We start from the raw sequence: 19852 nt of genomic DNA, 5'->3' as shown, positions 1-19852 counted from the left end.
GGCTAGTTCACCGTCTCGCGCAGTACTTCCTCGACCGTCGTCACGCCGTCCTTGATCTTGCGCAGGCCGCTCTGGCGCAGCGTGATCATGCCGCGCTCGACGGCCTTCCGCCTGAGTTCGAGGCCCGACGCGCCGACCAGGATGAGCTCCTTGATCTCGTCGTCGACCTCCATGACCTCGTAGAGGCCGAGGCGGCCCTTGAACCCGGTGTTGTTGCACTTCTCGCAGCCCCGCCCTTTGAGCGGGGTGACCGAGGCGGCGTCCTCTGGCCCGAAGCCGATCTTCGTGAGCGCCGGGGCGGGCACCGGCACGGGCTCGCCACACGCCTTGCACACCCGGCGAACGAGACGCTGTGCGCAGATGAGATTGACCGAGCTGGCCACCAGAAACGGCTCGATCCCCATGTTCATCAGCCGGTTGATCGTGCTCGGCGCGTCGTTGGTGTGGAGCGTCGACAGCACGAGGTGCCCCGTGAGCGCCGCCTTGACGCCGATTTCCGCCGTTTCGAAATCGCGGATCTCGCCGACCAGGATGATGTTCGGGTCCTGGCGGAGGAACGCGCGGAGCGCCGCCGCGAAGTTCAGGCCGATGCCATCCCTGATCTGCACCTGGTTGATGCCGGGGAGGTTGAATTCGACAGGATCCTCCGCGGTCATGATGTTCGTGTCCGGGGTGTTCAGCTTGGCGATCGACGAGTAGAGAGTGTTCGTCTTGCCGCTGCCGGTCGGGCCCGTGACGAGCACCATGCCCCACGGGCGGCCAATCGCTTCCTCGTACCGCGCCAGCGACTCGGGTTCGAACCCGAGCTTCGTCATGTCGAGCATCAGCTTGTCGCGGTCGAGGAGACGGAGGACGATCTTCTCGCCAAAGAGCGTCGGGAGGCAGGAAACTCGGAAGTCGATCTCCTTGTTGCGGCCCGATTCGTTGAACCGGATCTTGATCCGTCCGTCCTGCGGGAGGCGCTTCTCCGCGATGTCGAGCTTCGACATGATCTTGACGCGCGAGGCGATTGGATCGCGGAACTTCATCGGCGGCGCCATGATGTTGTACAGCACACCGTCGATGCGGTACCGGATGCGCAACTCCTTCTCGTACGGCTCGATGTGGATGTCGCTCGCGCCCTTCTGGATGGCCGACATCAGCATCACGTTGACGAGCCGGATGACCGGCGCCTCCTCGCCCTGCCTGGCCAGCGCCTCGACGCTGATCTCCTCGAGTTCCTCGAGCACCTCCACTTCGGAGGCGTCCATCTGAGGCAGGTCCTGCAGCGCCGCCGTCGCGAAATCGAGCGCGCTCTGCCCGCCGACACCGTTGCCGTTGCCCCCACTCCCCTTGGCCGCCAGTTTGTAGTAGCGCTGAATGGCGTCCATCACGGCGGCTTCGGAGGCCACGACCGGCTCGACGTTGTACCCCGTCATGAACTTGATGTCGTCCATGGCGAAGACGTTCGTCGGATCGGTCATCGCGATCGTGAGCGTCGCGCCCGCGCGGCTGAGGGGAAGGATCTGGTATTTCTGGGCGGTTTCGGCCGGCACGAGCTTGATCACCGACCCGTCGATCTCGAATTCGGCGAGGTCGATCGACGGCACACCGTACTGCCGGCTGAGCAAGGCGGTGATCTCCTCGTCCTTCACGAACCCGAGCTTGACGAGGTTCAACCCCAGCTTGCCCCCGTTGGCCTTCTGGTAGTTCAAGGCCTCCTGGAGTTGGTCGGGGGAAATCCGCTTCTCCTTGAGCAGGAGCTCACCAATCCGAACGGGCATGATCGGCTACACGCTGAGAGACTGCTGTTGACACACTAACCACTGGCAACGACACCCCGAGAGCACCCGTCTGATCCCACGCCTGACCGGCCGCCGCGCGCCGCGAGGGACTTCGGTCACACGTCCCGCGTTCCGTGATCTTGTCGGTCGTCCGGCCCTCTTACTGTAGAGGCAACGCGCAGGCCATTGGACGCCCACAGATCTGAACGACGAACGGTCACCATGGAGCGGAGCTTGCGGCATTCCGCATCCCGGTGCCCGCAACCTATTGGAAACACAGCGACATACTGGACTGCCCGCGGCAGCCTCACCGCGCCGGCCGGCCACACGTCCCCAGCGCACACGCTACTCCCTCTGTACCATACGGCACGCCGCCAAAAATCATGAACTCAGCGGGCAAGATTGGGATACGACAACGGAGAGGCGGCCGCAACGGGTTCCCCCGGCAATTCCGCGTGGGCGCAGAAGCCGTAACGCCGTCAACCATTTGTGCGCTGTTCGGAAAACATCGGGGAAACATCCCGACGCTTCCCCTCGTATATTCGTGAGACGGGGTAGAATTGTGCGTTTGCCCCCGAAGGAAAGGCGCCGCGATATGAGCCAGACCACCGTTCCGCCCGACGCTGTGCCCCAGGCTGACACCACGGTGACTGTGTCGTCCGTGCCCCCGAAGGGGCTCGTCACCAGGTTGGTTGGCGTGATCACCTCGCCGCGCGACACGTTTGCGGCGGTTGTCGCCCACCCGCAATGGATTGGGATGGCGCTACTGGTCATCCTCGTGACCGCCGGGTCCGGCGCCTGGTTCCAGTCGACCGAGGTCGGCAAGCAGGCGACGCTGGACGAGGCCATACGCCAGGTCGAAGCCTTCGGCATGACGGTCAGCGGCCCGATGGAAGCGGAGATGCGCAAGGGCATCATGGATCCTTCGCTGGGCCGTCAAGTGTTCTCGATCGCGATGATGGCGATCATGCCGCCGATCGTCTGGGCCGTCATCGCCGGCCTGGCGATGTTGGTGTTCGGCGCGCTGATGGGCGGCAAGGGGTCGTTCAAGCAAGCGTTCGCGGTGGTCGTCCACTCCAGCGCGATTGGCGTCATCGGAGCGCTCGTGCTCACCCCGGTGAACTACCTGCGCGAGTCGCTCACGAGCGCGACCAACCTCGCGGTCCTCATGCCGTTCCTGCCGGAGGGCAGTTTCCTCGCGCGGCTTCTCGGCATGGCGGACATCTTCCGTATTTGGTGGGTGGCGGTGCTGGCGATCGGCATCGGCATGGCGTTCCAGAAGAAGACAAGGACGGTGGCCTTCGTCTTGTTCGGGATCTACGCAGTGATCGCGATCGGCTTTGCGGCTTTCATGGCCGCCCGGAGCTAGTTCATGACGCGCAAGAAAGTCTTCATCGGGTTGGGTATCGTCATCCTCGTCGGCGCCATGATCTGGGCCAACTTTGCGTTCAAGAAGACCGAAGGCCCGACGGTCACCGTCGAGGCCATCAAGCAGCGCGACCTCGAGTCGGTCGTCTCGGCCTCCGGCAAGATCCGCGCGCGGCGCACGGTCAACATCACCTCCGAGGTGTCGGGCAAGGTGATGAAGCTGGCCGTGGAAGAAGGCGACCGGGTGAAGACCGGCCAGTTCCTGTTGCAGGTCGACCCCCGCAACGTGCGCAGCCGGCTCCAGGTCAGCCAGGCGTCGCTCGAACAGCAGCGGATTTCGCTGCAGCAGGCGCGGACCCAGCTCGAGAACGCCCGGGTGAACCTGAAACAGGCCACCGAGGAACTCCAGCGGCAGCAGCGGCTGGACAAGGACAGCCTGGCCACCAAGCAGGCGCTGGAACAGGCGGAGAACGCCGTGGCAATCCGGCGGGGCGAGGTCAAGAACGCGGAACAGGCCGTGTCCACCGCCGACCAGCGGATCCGAAGCCAACAGGCCGACCTCGAGTCGGCGCAGCACGATTTGAGCCGAGTGACGATTGAGTCGCCGATCGACGGTCTCGTCATCAAGCGCAACGTGGAAGAGGGCGAGACGGCGGTTGTCGGGTTCACCAACAACCCGAGCGTCGTGCTGCTCACCGTGGCCGACATGTCCGTGATCGAGGCCGAGATCGAGGTGGACGAGACGGACATCCCGACCGTGCAGCTTGGTCAGAAGACGAAGGTCACGATCGACGCGCTGCCGGATCGGTCGTTCGCGGCGAAGGTGACCGAGATCGGCAACAGCCCGATCAACGCCACGTCGGCCAGCGTCGGCGGCGTCCGACAGGCGACGAACTTCAAGGTGGTGGTGACGATCGAAGGCCAGATTCCTGACGTGCGTCCCGGATTCACCTGCACGGCGGACATCACCACCGCGACGCGCAGCGGGGCGATCTCCGTGCCGATCCAGGCGCTGACCGTCCGCGAGCTGACGTACGACGCAAAGGGCAACGTCGTGAGACAGCCGGCGCCGGAAAAAGGCCGCCGTCCTTCGACTGCGACCACGGTCGAAGCCGCGGAGCTCAAACCGGGACAGACGAAGAAGGAGACCGAGGGCGTCTTCGTCGTCGACAAGGACAACAAGGTGACCTTCGTTCCGGTCAAGACCGGCATTGCCGGCGACAAGTACTTCGAGGTCCTGAGCGGCCTGAAGGCGAAGGATCGCGTCATCACCGGCCCGTTCACCTCGGTGCGCAATCTGGCCGATGGCGGGCAGGTGAAGATCGAGGACGCCAAGAAGTAGCGGCGCCATGAACCAGCTCTTCGAGTCCATCACGATTGCGCTCCGCGCGATCTGGGGAAGCAAGCTCCGGTCGTTCCTGACCGTGCTCGGGAACATCGTGGCCGTCACCTCGATCATCGCCGTCGTGTCGCTGGTCCAGGGCATCAACGACTACGTGACCGACGCCATCGTCACCGAGCTCGGCGTGGGGACGTTCACCATCGATCGGTACGGCGCCATCACGAGCGAAGAGGAGTTCGACAAGGTCGCGGGCAATCCGCCGATCACCGAGCGGGACGCGACGGCCGTCCGGCTGGCGGGCGTGCCGATCCAGGCCGTGATGAGCCAGTCGGAGTCCCGGGGCGAGGTGCGTTACAGGGATCGCGTCATCGACTCGGTGCAGATCCAGGGCGTCAGCCGCGACTACGTGCAGTTCGGTGCGTACAAGGTGGAGCGCGGCCGGCTGGTCACGCCGATGGAGATCGAACGGAAGCGGCCCGTGACGCTCATCGGGTGGGACGTCGCGGACAAGCTCTTCCTCGACGAAGACCCGCTGGACAAGATGATCACGGTTGCCGGGATGCACATGCGCGTGGTAGGCGTGCACGAGAAGAAGGGGTCGGTGTTCGGCAACTCGCAGGATCAGTTCGCGATGATTCCGATCGCGGTCAGCCAGAAGCTGTTCGGCGCGCGGCAGTACATCCAGTTGACCGCCAAGCCGTTCGACGCGCAGGACACCGTCAGGGCGATGGACACCGCGACGGCGGCGCTGCGCATCGAGCGCCGGCTGAAGCCGAAACAGAAGGACAATTTCGGCCTGTTCACGTCCGACACGTTCCTGGGCATGTTCAAGCAGATCACGAGCGGCATCTTCGGCGTCCTGATTGGCGTCGTCGCGCTGTCGCTGGTCGTCGGCGGCATCGTGATCATGAACATCATGCTGATGGTGGTCAGCGAGCGAACCGCCGAGATCGGCCTCAGGAAGGCGCTCGGCGCCCGCAAGCGCGACATCATCTTCCAGTTCCTGGTCGAGTCGGTGACGCTGTCCACGATGGGCGGCGTCGTCGGGACCGGGCTCGGGTTCTTCGCCGCGTGGCTGGTGACCAAGTTCACGCCAATGCCGGCGTCAGTTCACTTGTGGGCCGTCGTCATCGGCATCGGGATGACGGCCGTGGTGGGGCTGTTCTTCGGGCTCTACCCGTCTGTCAAGGCGGCCAAGCTCGATCCGATCGAGGCGTTGCGTCGCGAGTAGCCGGATTCTCGATCCTGGATTCTCTGTTCTAGATCTCGGTTTTGATGTCTCGCTCCTGACTCCTGACGAGTGTTACCCATGGCGGTTCGTCTCGCGCTGTTCGCCGACACGATTGGGATGGCCCTGGGCACCATCAGGGCCAACAAGATGCGTTCGGGCCTCACGGTGCTCGGCGTGGTCATCGGTATCACCGCGATCGTCGGGATGAGCTCGATCATCCGTGGCTTCGACAATTCCTTCCGCGATCTCATCCGGGAACTCGGCCCGAGCACGATCATCGTCGCCCGCGTGAGCTTTGCGAGCGCCGGATCGGGGATCGACCGCAAGGAGCTGATGAAGCGGCCGAATCTGACGATCGAGGATGCGCGGGTCCTCCAGGCGGAGATCCCCTCGCTGCAAGCCGTGGATGCCTGGGTCCAGGGGCAGGAGCGGATGTTCTATCGGAGCGAGAAGACCCAGTCGATCAGCATCCTCGGCGCGAGCGAGAAGTTCACCGACATCAACTTCCTGAAGATCGAGCAGGGCCGCTTCTTCACCGAGAACGAGGTGACGCACCGCCGCAACGTGGTCGTGATCGGGCAGGTGCCGTTCAAGGCCTTCTTCGGCAACACCGACGCGCTCGGCAAGGTGATCCGGATCGGCAGCACGCAGTACACCGTGGTGGGCGTGGCCGCACCGCGTCCGAGCATCGGCGGCCTCGGCAATCAGCAGGACGCGCTCGCCGTCATCCCGTACACGACATTCGCCAAGCTGTTCGGCACGGTCGCGACGGGCGGTCGCCGCCGGACCGGACGCTCGGCACAGATCTTCTGCGTGCCGAAGGAGGGCGTCTCGCGCGAGGCGGCGATGCGCGAGGTCGAGACGGTCATGCGCATCCGCCACAAGCTGAAGCTGAACCAGCCGAACGACTTCGACGTGGCGACGCAGGACATGGCCCTGAAGTTCTTCGACCAGGCGACCGGCGCGATCTACCTGGCGCTCGTCGTCATCTCGTCGATCGCGCTCATGGTGGGCGGCATCGGCGTGATGGCGATCATGATGATCTCGGTCACCGAGCGCACGCGGGAAATCGGCGTGCGCAAGGCGCTTGGCGCACGCCGCCGCGAGATCCTCTGGCAGTTCCTGCTGGAGGCCGTCGTCCTCACGTCGGTCGGCGGGATCCTGGGCGTCATCATCGGCGCGGCCGTTGGCGTGTCGGTTCGCACGTTCACGCCGCTCCCCGTCTCCATGCCCTGGTGGTCCTTCGCCATCGGGTTCGCATTCTCGGCCTCGGTCGGCATCTTCTTCGGACTGTTCCCCGCGTTCCGAGCCTCTCGCCTCGACCCGATCGAGGCACTGCGATACGAATAGGCGGATAGGGGGAAGGCGGCCTCCACGCCTCTCCGCCTGTCCGCCTGGCTGCCTATTGATAACCCGCCACGTATCCCTTGCGCGCGCGAACCTCGACGCCCTTGCGGGCCACCTTCACCTCGATCTTCCGGAACTTCCCGTCGGCCGTGGACTGGGTCGGCCGGTACCCGATCACGTAGTAGCTGCTCGTGTCGCGATCGATGTCCGACAGCACGTCGGCCATGTCGTTCCGGCGCATGACGGCGTACCCGCCGGTTGCGGTCGTCAGCTCGGCCAATCCGTCGTACGCGATGTCGGGCGAGCGCATGGTGCCGATCGCCTCCGGCTGGGTCTTCGTGACGATGTCCCCGTCGAGCGTCTCGTTGTTCAGCCCTCGCGTGTCGATCGCATAGATGCGGACGTCCGCCCGTGCCGCAGCCGCCTCCACGTCCCGCAGCGGCGCCCAGGCCTCTTCGACGACGAACCCGTCCGAGAGGAGGATGACGGTCTTGCGTCCCGGCATTCGCGCCAACCCCCGGGTCAACGTGCTCAGCATCGTGATCGTCTCATTCGTCGCGCGGCGGAACTCGTCCACACCCCGCTGCGCCTTGGCGCTCACACGCTGGTCGGTCGCCTCCCTGGCCTCGTTGTCGCCCGTCGTCGTGACCACGTCCGCCGCCTTCCCGAGGTCCTGGCTCGAGGCCAGGCCGCCCTCGGACAACGCGCGGGCCACCACCCCCTGCTTGATCGACGCGTCGCCACGCCAGACGTCCCACAACTCGGCGAGGTCGCGGAAGCGAGGCCATTCCCGGAAGTACTCCGAGTACAACGCCATCGCATCGGGGTTCATCTCGACGCCGTTCACCGCGGAGACCAGCTCGGATCGATCACTGGTGAGACGCCGGTTCGTCATGCGGTTGCCCACCACCACACCCGCCAGGTCGCCCGGCCGCAGTTGGCCGCGCAAGAACGTCAACGCCGCCTCCCTGGCGCGGCGTCCGTTCCCGAAGGCGAGGTGCGGTTGATCGAAGGCCAGCACGAAGACCCGTTGCTCGGGTGACGAGACCGGCACGGGCTCCGCCTTGGCGCCGTCCTTTGGGGAATCCTGGGTCCACGGGAACTCGGCATCCATCTCCTGGTCGGCGACCAGGTAGAACTGGTCGATCCGCTGCGGCACGCCGTCCTCCAGGACCTGGAAGTCCGCCTTGCGGAGGTCGGTCACGAAGTGGCGCCCACGCCCTCGCACGATCACGTCCACCTGGACGAGCGTCGTACCGCTCCGGAACGAGGGAGCCTGCGTCTGCGCAGCTTGGTCCGGCCCGATCGCATACAAGGCACGGTCGGCAACGACGGAAGCAAGCCCGACGAGCAGTAGACCGAAGAGAAGCCGGCTCGCGTGGCGCACACGTTCTCCCTTCTCACGAAACGCATTGTGAAAGGCGATGCCAGGACTTGATTGTACCCCCTCGTATTCCCGAAACAGCCGTAATGTGACCGGTCGCGGCCGGACTGACTTTCCTGGAGAATTTGGTGCCGTCTGACGGTTTTGTCAGCATCCCTGAAAAATCGTCCCGACTCCTGATCCCCTGATATGATTGGGGTTTATGCCCCTCGCGCCGGAGCAGGAGGATTCCCGTCTATGAAGGTCTATGACGCCGCCACCATTCGTAACGTCACACTCGCCGGCCACTCGGGCGCCGGCAAAACGCAACTCGCCGCGGCCGTCCTGTTCGACACCGGCATGATGAACCGGTTCGGCAAGGTTGACGACGGGACGACGCTGACGGACTTCGACGAAGAAGAAGTCGCGCGCAAGCACACGCTCGCCGCCAGCCAGGCCTACGCCGAATGGAACAAGCACAAGATCAACCTGATCGACACGCCTGGGTTCGGCAACTTCCTCAGCGACACGCTGGCCGCGATGCGTGTGTGCGACGCCGCGCTGCTGGTCGTCGATGCCGTGTCGGGCGTCGAGGTGCAGACCGAGAAGGTCTGGGAAGCAGCCGAGGAATTCGAACTGCCCCGTCTGGTCGTCGTCAATCGGCTCGACCGTGAGCGCGCGAGCCTGAGCCGGACGCTCGACTCGCTGCAGGCTGCATTCGGCCGCACGATCATCCCGGTGCAGATGCCGATTGGCGAGGAGAAGTCGTTCAAGGGCGTGGTCGATCTCGTCGGCATGAAGGCCTACGTCTACGACACGGACGGCAGCGGCAAGTTCAAGGAAGAAGCGGTCCCGGCGGCTCTCGAGGGTGACGCGCAGGCGGCGCGCGACGCGCTCATCGAGATGGTGGCCGAGGCTGACGACAAGCTGATGGAGAAGTTCTTCGAGGCCGGCACGCTGACGCAGGAAGAATTGGTCGGCGGCCTGCGGAGCGCAGTGCTCGGACGCCGTATCTTCCCGCTGTTCTGCACCTCCTCCATCCTGAACGTCGGCGTGCAGCCACTGCTCGACGCCGTCATCGCCTACGTGCCCGCGCCGTCCGAGCGCGCCGTGAAGGGCACGAGAGGTGGCGAGGAAGTCAGCGTCACCGCGTCCGAATCCGGCCCGTACGCCGCGTTCGTCTGGAAAACCGTCGCCGACCCGTTCGCCGGCCGGATCACGATGTTCCGGGTGATGAGCGGATCGCTCAAGGCCGACAGCACGGTCCACAACCTGACGAAGGAGACGACCGAGCGCCTCGGCCACCTCGTACTGCTGCAGGGCAAGACGCAGGCCGACGTGCCCGAGATCAAGGCGGGCGACATCGGCGCGGTCGCGAAGCTCAAGGAGACGGTGACCAACGACACGCTCGCCGACAAGGGCGGCGTCGCGTTCAAGCCGATGAAGTTCCCCGAACCGGTGTTGTCGTACGCCGTCGAGCCGAAGAGCCGCGGCGACGAGGACAAGATCAGCGGCGCGCTGCAGCGGTTGCAGGAGGAGGATCCGACGATCCGCTCGAGCCGCGATCCGCAGACGAAGGAACTGCTGCTGTCGGGCCAGGGCCAGCTCCACATCGAGGTCACGGTCGCGAAGATGAAGCGGCGGTTCGGCGTCGAAGTGAACCTCAAGCCACCGAAGATCCCGTATCGTGAGACGATCACCGCGGCGACCGACGCGCACGGCCGCCACAAGAAGCAGACGGGCGGACACGGTCAGTTCGGCGACTGCAGCATCCGAATGGAGCCGCTGCCCCGCGGCAGCGACTTCCAGTTCGTGGACGACATCTTCGGCGGCGCCATTCCGCAGACGTTCAGGCCGGCGGTCGAGAAGGGCATCCAGGAGACCCGGTTGCGCGGCTACCTGGCGGGCTACCCGGTCGTCGACTTCAAGGTCACGCTCGTGGACGGGAAGTACCACGACGTGGACTCGAACGAACTCTCGTTCAAGATGGCCGGCCGACTCGCGTTCAAGGACGCCATGACGCGCTGCCGGCCGACGATCCTCGAGCCGATCATGAACGTCGAGGTCTACGCGCCGTCCGACTTCGCCGGCGACCTGATGGGCGATCTCAACGGGCGGCGCGGTCGCATCGCAGGCATGGACACGCGCGGCGGCATGACGGTCATCAAGGCGCAGGTTCCGATGTCGGAGATGCTGACCTACGAGCAGCAACTCACGTCGGCAACCGGCGGCCGCGGCTCGTATCACATGGAGTACTCGCACTACGAGGACGTGCCGAGCCACATCCAGTCGAAGATCATCGCTGCCTACAAGGCCGAGAAGGGCGAGGCGGCGGAAGAGGAAGAATAGGGATAGTCGGGGATCCGTGTCAGTCGGGGTCGAACGTCAGTCGAGGTGACGCGTCAGTCGACGTGGACGGCCGGGCCGGGAGATTGTGACGATCTCGCGGCCCGTTTCTTTGTACGTAACTGGCGGAAGGGGGGCGGCAAACTGTAAGATTGGCGCACCGGAGGGGAGAGATGGCTCACGACAGCTCGAACCCGTACCGCGACCACGACCCGCAGCCGCCGGCACCCGCGCAGGAGCAGGCGGGGCTTCCGCTCCCGCCCTGGGAGAAGACGAGGATCGTCGGAACCAGACAGCCGCGCATCGATGCCTACGCCCGCGCCAGCGGGTCTGCGGAATTCACGCTCGATGTCAGCCTGCCCGGCATGCTGCACGCCGCCATCCTTCGCTGCCCGCACGGGCATGCGATGGTGAAGAGCGTGGACGCTTCGGCGGCGCTGAACGTGCGCGGCGTCCACGCGGTCATCACCCCGGACCAGGAGGACGCCGGCATCCCCTGGTACGACGAGGCGGACAAGGGCGCCCAAAGCCGGCTGCTCGATCCGCACTGCCGCTATGCGGGCGAAGAGGTGGCCGCAGTGGCGGCCGAGACCCCGTACCAGGCGTTCGACGCGCTCCGCGCCATCACGGTGCAGTACGACGTCCGCCCCTTCGTCGTGGACATGGACGAGGCCCTGAAGCCTGGGGCGCCACTCGTGCACGAGGGCGGCAATGCGGTGAGGCCGCCGTCGACGTACGGGCGTGGCGACGTCGCCAAGGGGTTCGCCGAGGCGGACATCGTCCTGGAAGACACCTACCGGACGAGCGTGGAAATCCACTCTCCCATGGAGACGTACGGATCGGTGGCGCAGTGGGAGGGCGGCCAACTCACCGTGTGGGATACCACCCAGAGCGTGTTCGACGTCCAGCGCGCTCTCGCCAAGGTGCTGCACCTTCCGCTCAACCGTGTCCGCGTCATCAGCCACTACATGGGCGGGGGCTTCGGCAGCAAGCTGGGGCTGAACAAGCACACCGTGCTGGCTGCGCTGCTCGCGCGCAGGACCGGACGGCCCGTGAAGGTCGTCGTCCCGCGCGAGGACACGTTCACCTGCGTGGGCAACCGACCTGCCAACACGATGACGATCAAGGCGGGCGTGACGAAGGACGGCACGCTGACCGCGATCCAGATGGTGAACCGTGGCGTGGTCGGCGCGTACGCGAGCTGGGCCGACGCCAGCTTTCTCGCGCAGTCCCTCTATCTGTGTCCGAACGTCAAGACGGAGGACCTGGCGGTCTACGTGAATGCCGGACAGGAGCGGGCGTTCCGTGCGCCGGGTTTCCCGCAATCCGCGTGGGCGCTGGAACAGATGATGGACGCGCTTGCCGACCGCCTCGTCATCGACCCCGTCGGGTTCCGTCTGAAGAACACGGCGACCGGCCTGCAGCCATACAAGAACGTGCCGTACACGTCGAATGGCCTGTCGCGCTGCCTGTCGGAAGGCGCGCAGGCATTCGGCTGGGCGGAGGCGCGGAAGCGGCCGCGCCCGTCGGGCACGCTCCGCCGCGGGGTTGGTGTGGCCGCGTGCATGTGGGGTTATCCTGGCGAGCCGGTGTCGACCGCCATCGCACGGCTCTCCGCGGACGGCAGCTTGACGCTCAACTTCGGCGCCGTGGACATCGGCACCGGGACGAAGACGGTGATGGCGATGGTGGCGTCGGAGGAACTCGGCATTCCGCTCGAGCGAATCCGGATCGAACATGCCGACTCCGGCACCTCGCCGTACGCCGTCGGATCGGGCGGCAGCCAGACGGTTCTCGTCAACGCCCCCGCCGTTCGCCAGGCAGCTGTCGAACTCCGACGACAGATCCTGCAGATGGCCGCGGATCAGTTGAAGGCACCCCAGGCGGAGTTGTCCTTGTCGGACGGCGCGATCACGCGTTCCGGTCACCCCGAGACGAAACTCCCACTCGGCGACCTGAAGGCCCTCCAGCAGCAGCAGGCGATTGTCGCCGTTGGGACGCGCCACCCGCATCCGGCCGGAAAGGTCGCGCTTCCCTTCGGTGCGCAGTTTGCCGAGGTCGAGGTGAACACGCGAACGGGCGAAGTCCGCGTGCTTCGCCTGCTGGCCGCGCACGACAGCGGCCGCCCGATGAACCTGCTGACCTACGAGAACCAGGTCTTCGGCGGCATGACGATGGGGCTGGGGTTCGGGTTGACCGAGCAGCGGGTGATGGACGCGCAGACGGGTCAGGTGCTGACCGCGAACCTGCACGACTACAAGCTGCCAACCGCGATGGATGTGCCCGCGGACATGACGTGCCTCCCGATCGATCCGCACGACACCGAGTGCAACACGGTGGGCGCGAAGGGCCTCGGCGAGCCGGCCACGATCCCGACTGCGGCGGCCATCGCAAATGCAATCTTCAACGCCACCGGCGTGCGCCTGACCGATACGCCGATGAACCCGATGCGGATGGTGACGGGTGGGAGGCACCCGTAGCACCTCCAGCAGCCGTGGCACCTCCAGCACCTTTCGTCCAGTCTACCGCCCCGGCCTGTACTGCCTCTCTATGTGCCCCTCGAGCTGCGGGCGATAGAAGTAGACCTCCCTCAGGTTGCCGGTGGCGTACCGCGTGGCCTGGTCGTTGAAGTGTGGCGACGTGGGGTCACCGCTCTCGCCCCCGGCTGTCACGGCCCTGGCCCGGACGCGTTCGCCGAATTCCACAACGGCCACGAAGCTGTTCCCGGAGGTGCCGTACATCTTCTTCGTGCCCGTGTAGACCCGCGCGCCGAACGCCGCCAGCGAGCCCCATCGCGACGAGGTGAAGCCCACGGCGACGCTGGGTGCAGAGTCGTTGAAGGGCTGAACGATGTCGCCGGTCAGGCGCTGGTAGCGGTTGACATCACCCCAGGGGGTCTTCCAGGTCCCGAAGTCGGTCGCCAACCTGTCGGTGGTCGCCGACAGGGCCTCGATCAACTGCTCGGACGTGGTGTTGGTCACGATGTAGGCTTCCGTCGACACGCCAGCCTTGCGGGCCTCGCCACCCACCCGACGCGCAATCTCCTCTCCCCAATAGACCGCCAGAGTCGTCGGAACCGAGTCCGCCGACCACCGGAGGTCCCAGGATCGCAAGAGCGCGATTGGCTCCGCAACCTTCGTCTTCAATGCGTGTTCGGCCGGCAGGCGGTCCCAGGCCTTCAGCAGCGCAGGAATCTGCTCCTGGAACGCCGGAAGCTGGCTATCGTATGCCGCCGCAATCAGCGAATCGAGCGTGAAGTCCGTCTTGTCCTTCAAGACCCGGATCGCATGGGTGCCGCGCGGGTTCTCGCTGCCGCTGTCCACGTACAGGGGGTAGTCTGCCCTTTTCGGACTGCTCGAACCGGCCGCGGTCCACGGCCAGTTGTTGGTGTTGTAGAGCCAGCCGCTCGCCGGGTTGAGCAGGTGCGGCGCCTCGTCGATCGAGAGCAACCCGCGCCACTCGGTTGCCGGGTCACTGCCGTCCACCGGGTGTGTCCAGTCGAACCTGGGGTCGCGCTTCGGGATGAAGTTGCCGTGGAAGTAGGCGATGGTTCCGTCGGCGTCGGCGTAGATCGTGTTGTTCGACGAGTTGGTGTGCAGTTCCATCGTGTCCCGGAACGCCTTGTAGGTTCTCGCCTTCGTCCGGCGGTAGGACTGCATGAGGGCCTTCAGGGGCTCCTGCATCAGCTTGACGCTCACCCACTTGCCGCCGGACTCCCGGACGATTGGACCGTGGTGGGTCCGATAGACCGTGAATTCTTTTCGGGCCATGCCGTTGGCCGTGGCGTAGGGCACGACGATGGTCTGGGCCCGGATCGGACGCTCCTCGGATCCGTAGCGGTAGTACCACGCGTCGCCCCGCTTCGCCACCGTTTCGAGGTACTCGTCCATGTCGTCAACCGCGCTCGTCGTGTGCATCCAGCCCGCGCGCTCGTTGAACCCCTGGTACACGAAGAACTGGCCCCATGTGACCGCCCCGTAGGCGTTCAGCCCTTCGTCGCTGACCATCTGCAGTTCGGCGCGGAAGAAGAACGATGTGTGCGGGTTGATCAGCAGCAGCGCGTGGCGGTCGGCCGTGTTCGATGGCGCGATCGCAATGCCGTTCGACCCCGATGGTTCCGCGTACTCGGTCTCCTCTTCCGTCGCCGCGCCGGGCTTCGGGCCGCCTCCGTAGAACGCCTCGAGTTGAGCCACATTGACCCGCTCGATGTCGCCGCCGATGCTGCCCTCGGTGAAGCTCAATGCCATCCAGGGCTCGAACCGCTTGATTGCCCGCGGCTTCACCGCGGGGTGCGTGTAGAGGTAGTAGTTCAGGCCGTCCGCGTACGCGTCCATCAGGGCTTTCAGCCACGCCGGGCTGGCCTGATACTGGACCTTGAGCGCGTCGGGATCGATGAAGAGTTTCATGCGAAGGTCCCGGTAGATAGCCGACTCCCCTTCGGCTTCGGCCAGGCGCCCCATCGCATTGAGGTAGTTCGTCTCGACCCGGTTGAAATCGTCTTCGGCCTGCGCGTACACGGCGCCGAACACCGTGTCGGCGTCCGTCTTCCCATAGATGTGCGGAATGCCCCAGGTGTCGCGGATGATACTGATGTTCTGTGCCCGTCGTTCCCAGGCACCGACCTCGTCGTCCGGAGCGGCCTGGGCCTGCAGCGTGAGTGCGGCACAGACGACTGCGAGAATGAGCGCGAGTCTCTTCATGAATCCCCCTGGCCGATCGTTGTCGCGCGGCCCCTGGCCGGCATCGGCGAGAATCGAACAGGTGCATTGTGCCACATCACGGCGGGATCGACCGTCGACGACGCATCGCGCCGGACGTTCCGTCGCCGGCACTCACGCGCTAAGATGGAAGCATCGCGTCCGGGGCGCGCGGCCAGACCTGGGCGCCGCCATCGTGCATGGCAAGGGAGAGCGTGTGGACATCAAGCGGGCAATCGTCGATCTGGCGCCGGCGCCAATCGTCAGGATCTTCGCGGCGCCGTACGTGGCAGGCAAGGGCGTGGAGAGCGGGGTTCGCAAGGCGGACGAGATGTGGCACGCGCACAAGCTGCATGCAACCGTCGATCTGCTCGGTGAGGAGGTCTTCGAGCGCGAGGACGTCGAAGCCACCGTGGCGCTGTACTTTCGGATGATCGATCAGCTCAACGGCCGGAGCTACACGAGCATCTCGCTCAAGCCCACGCAGTTGGGCATCCACGAGAGCGAGGCGTATTGCCTGGAGAACATCCGAAGGGTGGTGGCCTATGCGGCGTCCCACCACCTCCAGATCACGGTCGACATGGAGGACCACGACTTCACGGACGTCACCCTGCGCCTGTTCAAGGCCCTCCGCAGCGACTTCGACAACGTCGGCACCGTGCTGCAGTCACGCCTGTTCAGGACGAAGGACGACATCCTGGCGCTGCACACCAAGCCCTGCAAGGTGCGCATCTGCATCGGCATCTACAAGGAGCCGAAGGCCATCGCGTACACCGACAAGCCGGCGATGAAGGAGAAGTTGTTCGAGTACGTGCAGCTCCTGCTCGACAAGGGCCACTTCCCGGAGATCGCCACGCACGACGAACCGCTCATCCACCGCTGCCTCGATTATCTCGACAGGCGTGGATGCCCGAGAGACACGTACGAGTTCCAGATGCTGCTGGGTGTGCCGCGGGCCGGCATCCAGGCGCAGATCGTGAACGACGGTCGCGTCGTGCGCCTCTACGTCCCGTTCGCGGAAGAGTGGAAGTACGCCATTGCGTACTGCAAGCGACGGATGGCGGCCAACCCGATGATGGGGGCGTACGTGATGAAGAATCTGTTCAGGAAATCGATGTCCCAGCCGTGACGGGTCACTCGGCCTGCGGCGTACGTACGAAGGGCCGCGCGGTCGTGCCACGCGGCCCTTCGTCCGACTGTCGTTGGTCCGCCGGTCGGCAGACCCGCGCCGGGATGGTCTCTACTTGCTGCCGCTCGGACCACGCCGGCCGCCGCTCGATCCCTTGCGGGCCGCGGCGCGCGCCTGGCTCTTGGTTTCCTTGGCCGCGACGTCGCCCTCGGCCTCTTCGGCCTTGCGCTTGCCGCGCAACCGGTCGGCCGCCGCCTTCAGGCGCCCGCCCACCGACTTCGGCTTCGGCTTCGCGTCTTCCTTGGCGTCCTTCTCGGCCTTCGCCTTCGGGTCGTACTCGAACCCGAGCAGCTCGACCAGGGCCATCTCGGCCGCGTCGCCCTGCCGGAATCCGACGCGCAGGAGCCGGGTGTAGCCGCCCGGGCGCGACGCGTACAACGGCGCGATGTCGGTGAACAGCCTGGCCACCACGTCGCGGTCCTGGATGTCCACGAGCACCTCGCGGCGCGCGTTCAGCACCTTCAGGCTGCTGCCGTCGGCGATGCCGCGCTTGGCGATCGTGATCAGGCGCTCGACGAAGGGGCGCAGTTCCTTGGCCTTCGGCACGGTCGTCTCGATATGGCCGTAGCGCAGGAGCGCTTCCGCCTGGTTGCGGAGGAGCGCGATGCGGTGCTCGGTGACCCGTCCAAGCTTACGGTGAGCTACTCGGTGACGCATTGATGATCCTCAGTACACGACGCTGTCGATCGCGTCTCTATTCCGTCTGCCCCTGCGGCGCCGGCTGGTCGAGGCGCATGCCGAGGCTCAAACCCATCGTCTGCAGGATTTCCTTGATCTCGTTGAGCGACTTGCGGCCGAAGTTCTTGGTCTTGAGCATTTCGGCTTCGGTCTTCTGCACGAGTTCGCGGATCGTCCTGATGTTCGCGTTCTTGAGGCAGTTGTACGAGCGCACCGAGAGTTCGAGCTCCTCGACGCTCTTGTCGAGGTTCTCGTTCGATACGGCGCTGTGGGGCGCCTCGGCCGGTGCGTCCTGCGCCTGGTCGGCGGTGTCCTCGACGTTGATGAAGATGTTCAGGTGCTCGCGCACCAGCTTCGCCGCGTTCGACACGGCGTCGCGGGGCGTGATGGCCCCGTTGGTCCAGACGTCGAGCGTCAGCTTCTCGTAATCGGTCGTCTGTCCGAGACGGGCCGCTTCGACGAGGTAGTTCACCTTCTTCACCGGTGAGTGGACCGAGTCGACCGGAATCCAGCCGATGCCGAGGTCGTCGTCGAAGTTGCGGTCCGCGGCCACGTAGCCGCGCCCGCGTTTGAGCCGCATCTCCATCAGGAGCGTACCGCCCTCGGACACAGTGGCGATGTGGCCGTCGGGCTCGAGGATCTCGACGTCGCCGTCGGCGACGATGTCCTTCGCCTTGACCTCGCCCGCCTTGTCGACCTTGATGTACAGGGTCTTGGTCTGATCCGTGTGCAGCTTGAGGGGGATTTGCTTGAGGTTGAGGATGATGTCGGTCGCATCCTCGACCACACCGGGAATGGGCGAGAACTCGTGCAGCACGCCTTCGATCCGGACGGCGGTGACCGCCGCGCCTTCGATCGAGGACAGGAGCACGCGTCGCATCGCGTTACCGATGGTGGTGCCGAACCCGCGCTCGAATGGCTGGGCGTGGAACCGGCCAAACCGATCAGTCAGCGTCTCGCGATCGAACTCCAGGCGCTTGGGGCGCTGGAAACCTTTCCACAGCATCGAGTCAGTCCTTTCTTGCACCTACGGCCGCGTTTCAGCTACATGATCGGACAGGAAGGCGTTGGTCGCCGCCTGCCCATAGCCTATCGCATCCCGGCCGACACGGGCTCGGCCGACCGTCCGCTACTTCGAGTAGAGCTCGACGATCAACTGCTCCTGAATGGGCAGGTTGATCTGGGCCCTGGTGGGCAGCGACACGATCCGCCCCTCGAACTTCTCGGGCGCGAGCTGCAGCCACTCGGGGATCCCGCGGCCCTTCACTTCTTCCATGGCGTGCTGGATCCCGACGTTCTTCTGGCTGCGCGCCTTGACGATGACCGTGTCTCCGGCCTTGACCAGGAACGATGGGATGTCGACCTTCTTGCCGTTGACGGCGAAGTGGCCGTGACGGACCAGTTCGCGCGCCTGCGGCCGCGAGGTCGCCAGGCCGAGCCTGTAGACCACGTTGTCGAGCCGCCGCTCCAGCAACTGGAGGAGCACCTCGCCGGTGATCCCGCGCTGCCGCTCGGCCGACTCGAAGTACAGGCGGAACTGATCCTCGAGCACGCCGTAGATCCGCTTGACGCGCTGCTTCTCGCGGAGCTGGAGGCCGTAGCCGGCCAGCTTCTGCGCGCGCCGCTTGCCGTGCTGTCCCGGGGGGAAGTTGCGCTTCTCGATGGCGCACTTCTCCGTGTAGCACCGCTCCCCCTTGAGGAACAGCTTCATGCCTTCACGCCGGCACAGGCGACACACCGGACCACTGTATCTGGCCATTCTCGGTATTCCTCCAGGACTCGGGACGACTCCCGACTCCTGACTCCTGACCCTTCGACTTCGCTCAGGGTCACCCCGAGCCGTGTCGAGGAGTGAATCCTGACTCCCAGTCCCCGTTAGACCCGTCGCCGCTTGGGCGGACGGCAGCCGTTGTGCGGAATCGGAGTGACGTCGCGGATCAGCTTCACCTCGATACCGACGGTCTGCAGCGCGCGGATGGCCGACTCGCGGCCGGCGCCAGGTCCCTTGACACGCACTTCCACCGAGCGCATGCCGAAGGTCTTGGCCGCGTTGGCCGCGTTGATCGCCGCCTGCGTCGCCGCGAACGGCGTGCCCTTGCGCGATCCCTTGAACCCGATGCCCCCGGCCGACGACCACGACACGACGTTCCCCTCGGTGTCGGTGAGGGTGATCACCGTGTTGTTGAACGACGCCTGGATGTGGGCGATACCGTGGTGGACGATGCGCTTCTCACCACGCTTCTTGAACGTCTTCTTCGCAGGCTTCTTGCCGGATTCCGGCTTTGGTCCCGCACCCTCGGTCGGATCAGTCTTGGCCATTCGGCTACACCGTCTTCTTCCTGGCTACCGCTCCGCGCCGCGGGCCCTTCCGCGTGCGCGCGTTCGTCTTCGTCCGCTGACCGTGGACCGGGAGGCCTCGACGATGGCGAAGTCCCCGATAGCACCCGATGTCCATCAGCCGTTTGATGTTCATCGAGATTTCCTTGCGCAGGTCGCCTTCGACCCCGCCCTGGTCCTCGATGACGCGG

The 19852-nt window shown here is 65.4% G+C and carries 14 protein-coding genes and 1 pseudogene; 7 read left to right on the top strand and 8 right to left on the bottom strand.

Annotated features, from left to right (window positions below; translation table 11 throughout):
• Positions 1–2: 2 nt before the first annotated feature.
• On the bottom strand, positions 3–1763 hold the full coding sequence (gene pilB / locus VGK32_07720) for a type IV-A pilus assembly ATPase PilB (GenBank protein HEY3381639.1): 1761 nt from the start codon (positions 1761–1763) through the stop codon (positions 3–5).
• Between the two features lie 595 nt (positions 1764–2358).
• Between pilB and VGK32_07715 the strand changes: the two genes are divergently transcribed.
• From VGK32_07715 to VGK32_07700, 4 genes are all read left to right on the top strand, one after another.
• Positions 2359–3132 carry a YIP1 family protein gene (locus VGK32_07715; protein ID HEY3381638.1) on the top strand — a complete coding sequence of 258 codons (774 nt, stop codon included), beginning with the start codon at positions 2359–2361 and terminating at the stop codon, positions 3130–3132.
• 3 nt (positions 3133–3135) lie between these two features.
• Complete coding sequence (locus tag VGK32_07710; GenBank protein HEY3381637.1) at positions 3136–4473, top strand: efflux RND transporter periplasmic adaptor subunit; 1338 nt, start codon at positions 3136–3138, stop codon at positions 4471–4473.
• A gap of 7 nt (positions 4474–4480) precedes the next feature.
• Positions 4481–5704, top strand: a complete 1224-nt coding sequence (locus VGK32_07705) for an ABC transporter permease (GenBank protein ID HEY3381636.1) — start codon at positions 4481–4483, stop codon at positions 5702–5704.
• Positions 5705–5782: 78 nt separating this feature from the next.
• The gene (locus VGK32_07700) at positions 5783–7054 is read left to right on the top strand and encodes an ABC transporter permease (protein HEY3381635.1); all 1272 of its coding nucleotides are present in this window, start codon (positions 5783–5785) and stop codon (positions 7052–7054) included.
• Positions 7055–7106: 52 nt separating this feature from the next.
• Here VGK32_07700 and VGK32_07695 read toward each other — a convergent pair whose 3' ends face one another.
• A complete protein-coding gene (locus VGK32_07695) occupies positions 7107–8438 on the bottom strand; it encodes a VWA domain-containing protein (GenBank protein ID HEY3381634.1) in 1332 nt (443 codons plus the stop codon).
• A gap of 234 nt (positions 8439–8672) precedes the next feature.
• On the opposite strand from VGK32_07695, the gene fusA reads away from it, so the two are divergent.
• Together fusA and VGK32_07685 are read left to right on the top strand one after the other, a co-directional pair.
• Entirely contained in the window at positions 8673–10763 is a 2091-nt protein-coding gene (fusA, locus tag VGK32_07690; protein HEY3381633.1) for an elongation factor G, read from the top strand.
• 170 nt (positions 10764–10933) lie between these two features.
• The gene (locus tag VGK32_07685; GenBank protein HEY3381632.1) at positions 10934–13240 is read left to right on the top strand and encodes a xanthine dehydrogenase family protein molybdopterin-binding subunit; all 2307 of its coding nucleotides are present in this window, start codon (positions 10934–10936) and stop codon (positions 13238–13240) included.
• Positions 13241–13282: 42 nt separating this feature from the next.
• On the opposite strand, the gene VGK32_07680 is transcribed toward VGK32_07685, so the two are convergent.
• Complete coding sequence (locus VGK32_07680; protein ID HEY3381631.1) at positions 13283–15460, bottom strand: acylase; 2178 nt, start codon at positions 15458–15460, stop codon at positions 13283–13285.
• A gap of 214 nt (positions 15461–15674) precedes the next feature.
• Here VGK32_07680 and VGK32_07675 point away from each other — a divergent pair, with 214 nt between their 5' ends.
• Entirely contained in the window at positions 15675–16586 is a 912-nt protein-coding gene (locus VGK32_07675; GenBank protein ID HEY3381630.1) for a proline dehydrogenase family protein, read from the top strand.
• A 345-nt stretch (positions 16587–16931) separates the two neighbouring features.
• Here the strand turns inward: VGK32_07675 and rplQ are convergent.
• The 5 genes and pseudogenes from rplQ to rpsM form a co-directional block, all read right to left on the bottom strand.
• Positions 16932–17303: pseudogene (gene rplQ, locus VGK32_07670) on the bottom strand (50S ribosomal protein L17).
• Between the two features lie 37 nt (positions 17304–17340).
• Entirely contained in the window at positions 17341–18330 is a 990-nt protein-coding gene (locus tag VGK32_07665) for a DNA-directed RNA polymerase subunit alpha (protein HEY3381629.1), read from the bottom strand.
• Positions 18331–18453: 123 nt separating this feature from the next.
• Positions 18454–19083 (bottom strand): 30S ribosomal protein S4, encoded by a 630-nt coding sequence (rpsD, locus tag VGK32_07660; GenBank protein HEY3381628.1) that lies wholly within the window; start codon positions 19081–19083, stop codon positions 18454–18456.
• Positions 19084–19199: 116 nt separating this feature from the next.
• Positions 19200–19643 carry a 30S ribosomal protein S11 gene (gene rpsK / locus VGK32_07655; GenBank protein ID HEY3381627.1) on the bottom strand — a complete coding sequence of 148 codons (444 nt, stop codon included), beginning with the start codon at positions 19641–19643 and terminating at the stop codon, positions 19200–19202.
• Positions 19644–19647: 4 nt separating this feature from the next.
• Positions 19648–19852, bottom strand: a 205-nt coding sequence (gene rpsM, locus VGK32_07650) for a 30S ribosomal protein S13 (GenBank protein HEY3381626.1), incomplete at its 5' end; no start/stop codon positions are given.

Source organism: Vicinamibacterales bacterium (assembly GCA_036504215.1).
In the GTDB taxonomy this organism is placed as follows: domain Bacteria; phylum Acidobacteriota; class Vicinamibacteria; order Vicinamibacterales; family Fen-181; genus FEN-299.
This window is presented reverse-complemented; position numbering and strand designations above follow the sequence as displayed.

Bases quoted from the DNA above. Each gene is read 5' to 3' on its own strand.
- VGK32_07705 (HEY3381636.1), top strand. From the start codon at position 4,481: ATGAACCAGCTCTTCGAGTCCATCACGATTGCGCTCCGCGCGATCTGG.
- rpsK (HEY3381627.1), bottom strand. From the start codon at position 19,643: ATGGCCAAGACTGATCCGACCGAGGGTGCGGGACCAAAGCCGGAATCC.
- VGK32_07680 (HEY3381631.1), bottom strand. From the start codon at position 15,460: ATGAAGAGACTCGCGCTCATTCTCGCAGTCGTCTGTGCCGCACTCACG.
- VGK32_07715 (HEY3381638.1), top strand. From the start codon at position 2,359: ATGAGCCAGACCACCGTTCCGCCCGACGCTGTGCCCCAGGCTGACACC.
- VGK32_07700 (HEY3381635.1), top strand. From the start codon at position 5,783: ATGGCGGTTCGTCTCGCGCTGTTCGCCGACACGATTGGGATGGCCCTG.
- VGK32_07665 (HEY3381629.1), bottom strand. From the start codon at position 18,330: ATGCTGTGGAAAGGTTTCCAGCGCCCCAAGCGCCTGGAGTTCGATCGC.
- fusA (HEY3381633.1), top strand. From the start codon at position 8,673: ATGAAGGTCTATGACGCCGCCACCATTCGTAACGTCACACTCGCCGGC.
- VGK32_07710 (HEY3381637.1), top strand. From the start codon at position 3,136: ATGACGCGCAAGAAAGTCTTCATCGGGTTGGGTATCGTCATCCTCGTC.
- rpsD (HEY3381628.1), bottom strand. From the start codon at position 19,083: ATGGCCAGATACAGTGGTCCGGTGTGTCGCCTGTGCCGGCGTGAAGGC.
- VGK32_07685 (HEY3381632.1), top strand. From the start codon at position 10,934: ATGGCTCACGACAGCTCGAACCCGTACCGCGACCACGACCCGCAGCCG.
- pilB (HEY3381639.1), bottom strand. From the start codon at position 1,763: ATGCCCGTTCGGATTGGTGAGCTCCTGCTCAAGGAGAAGCGGATTTCC.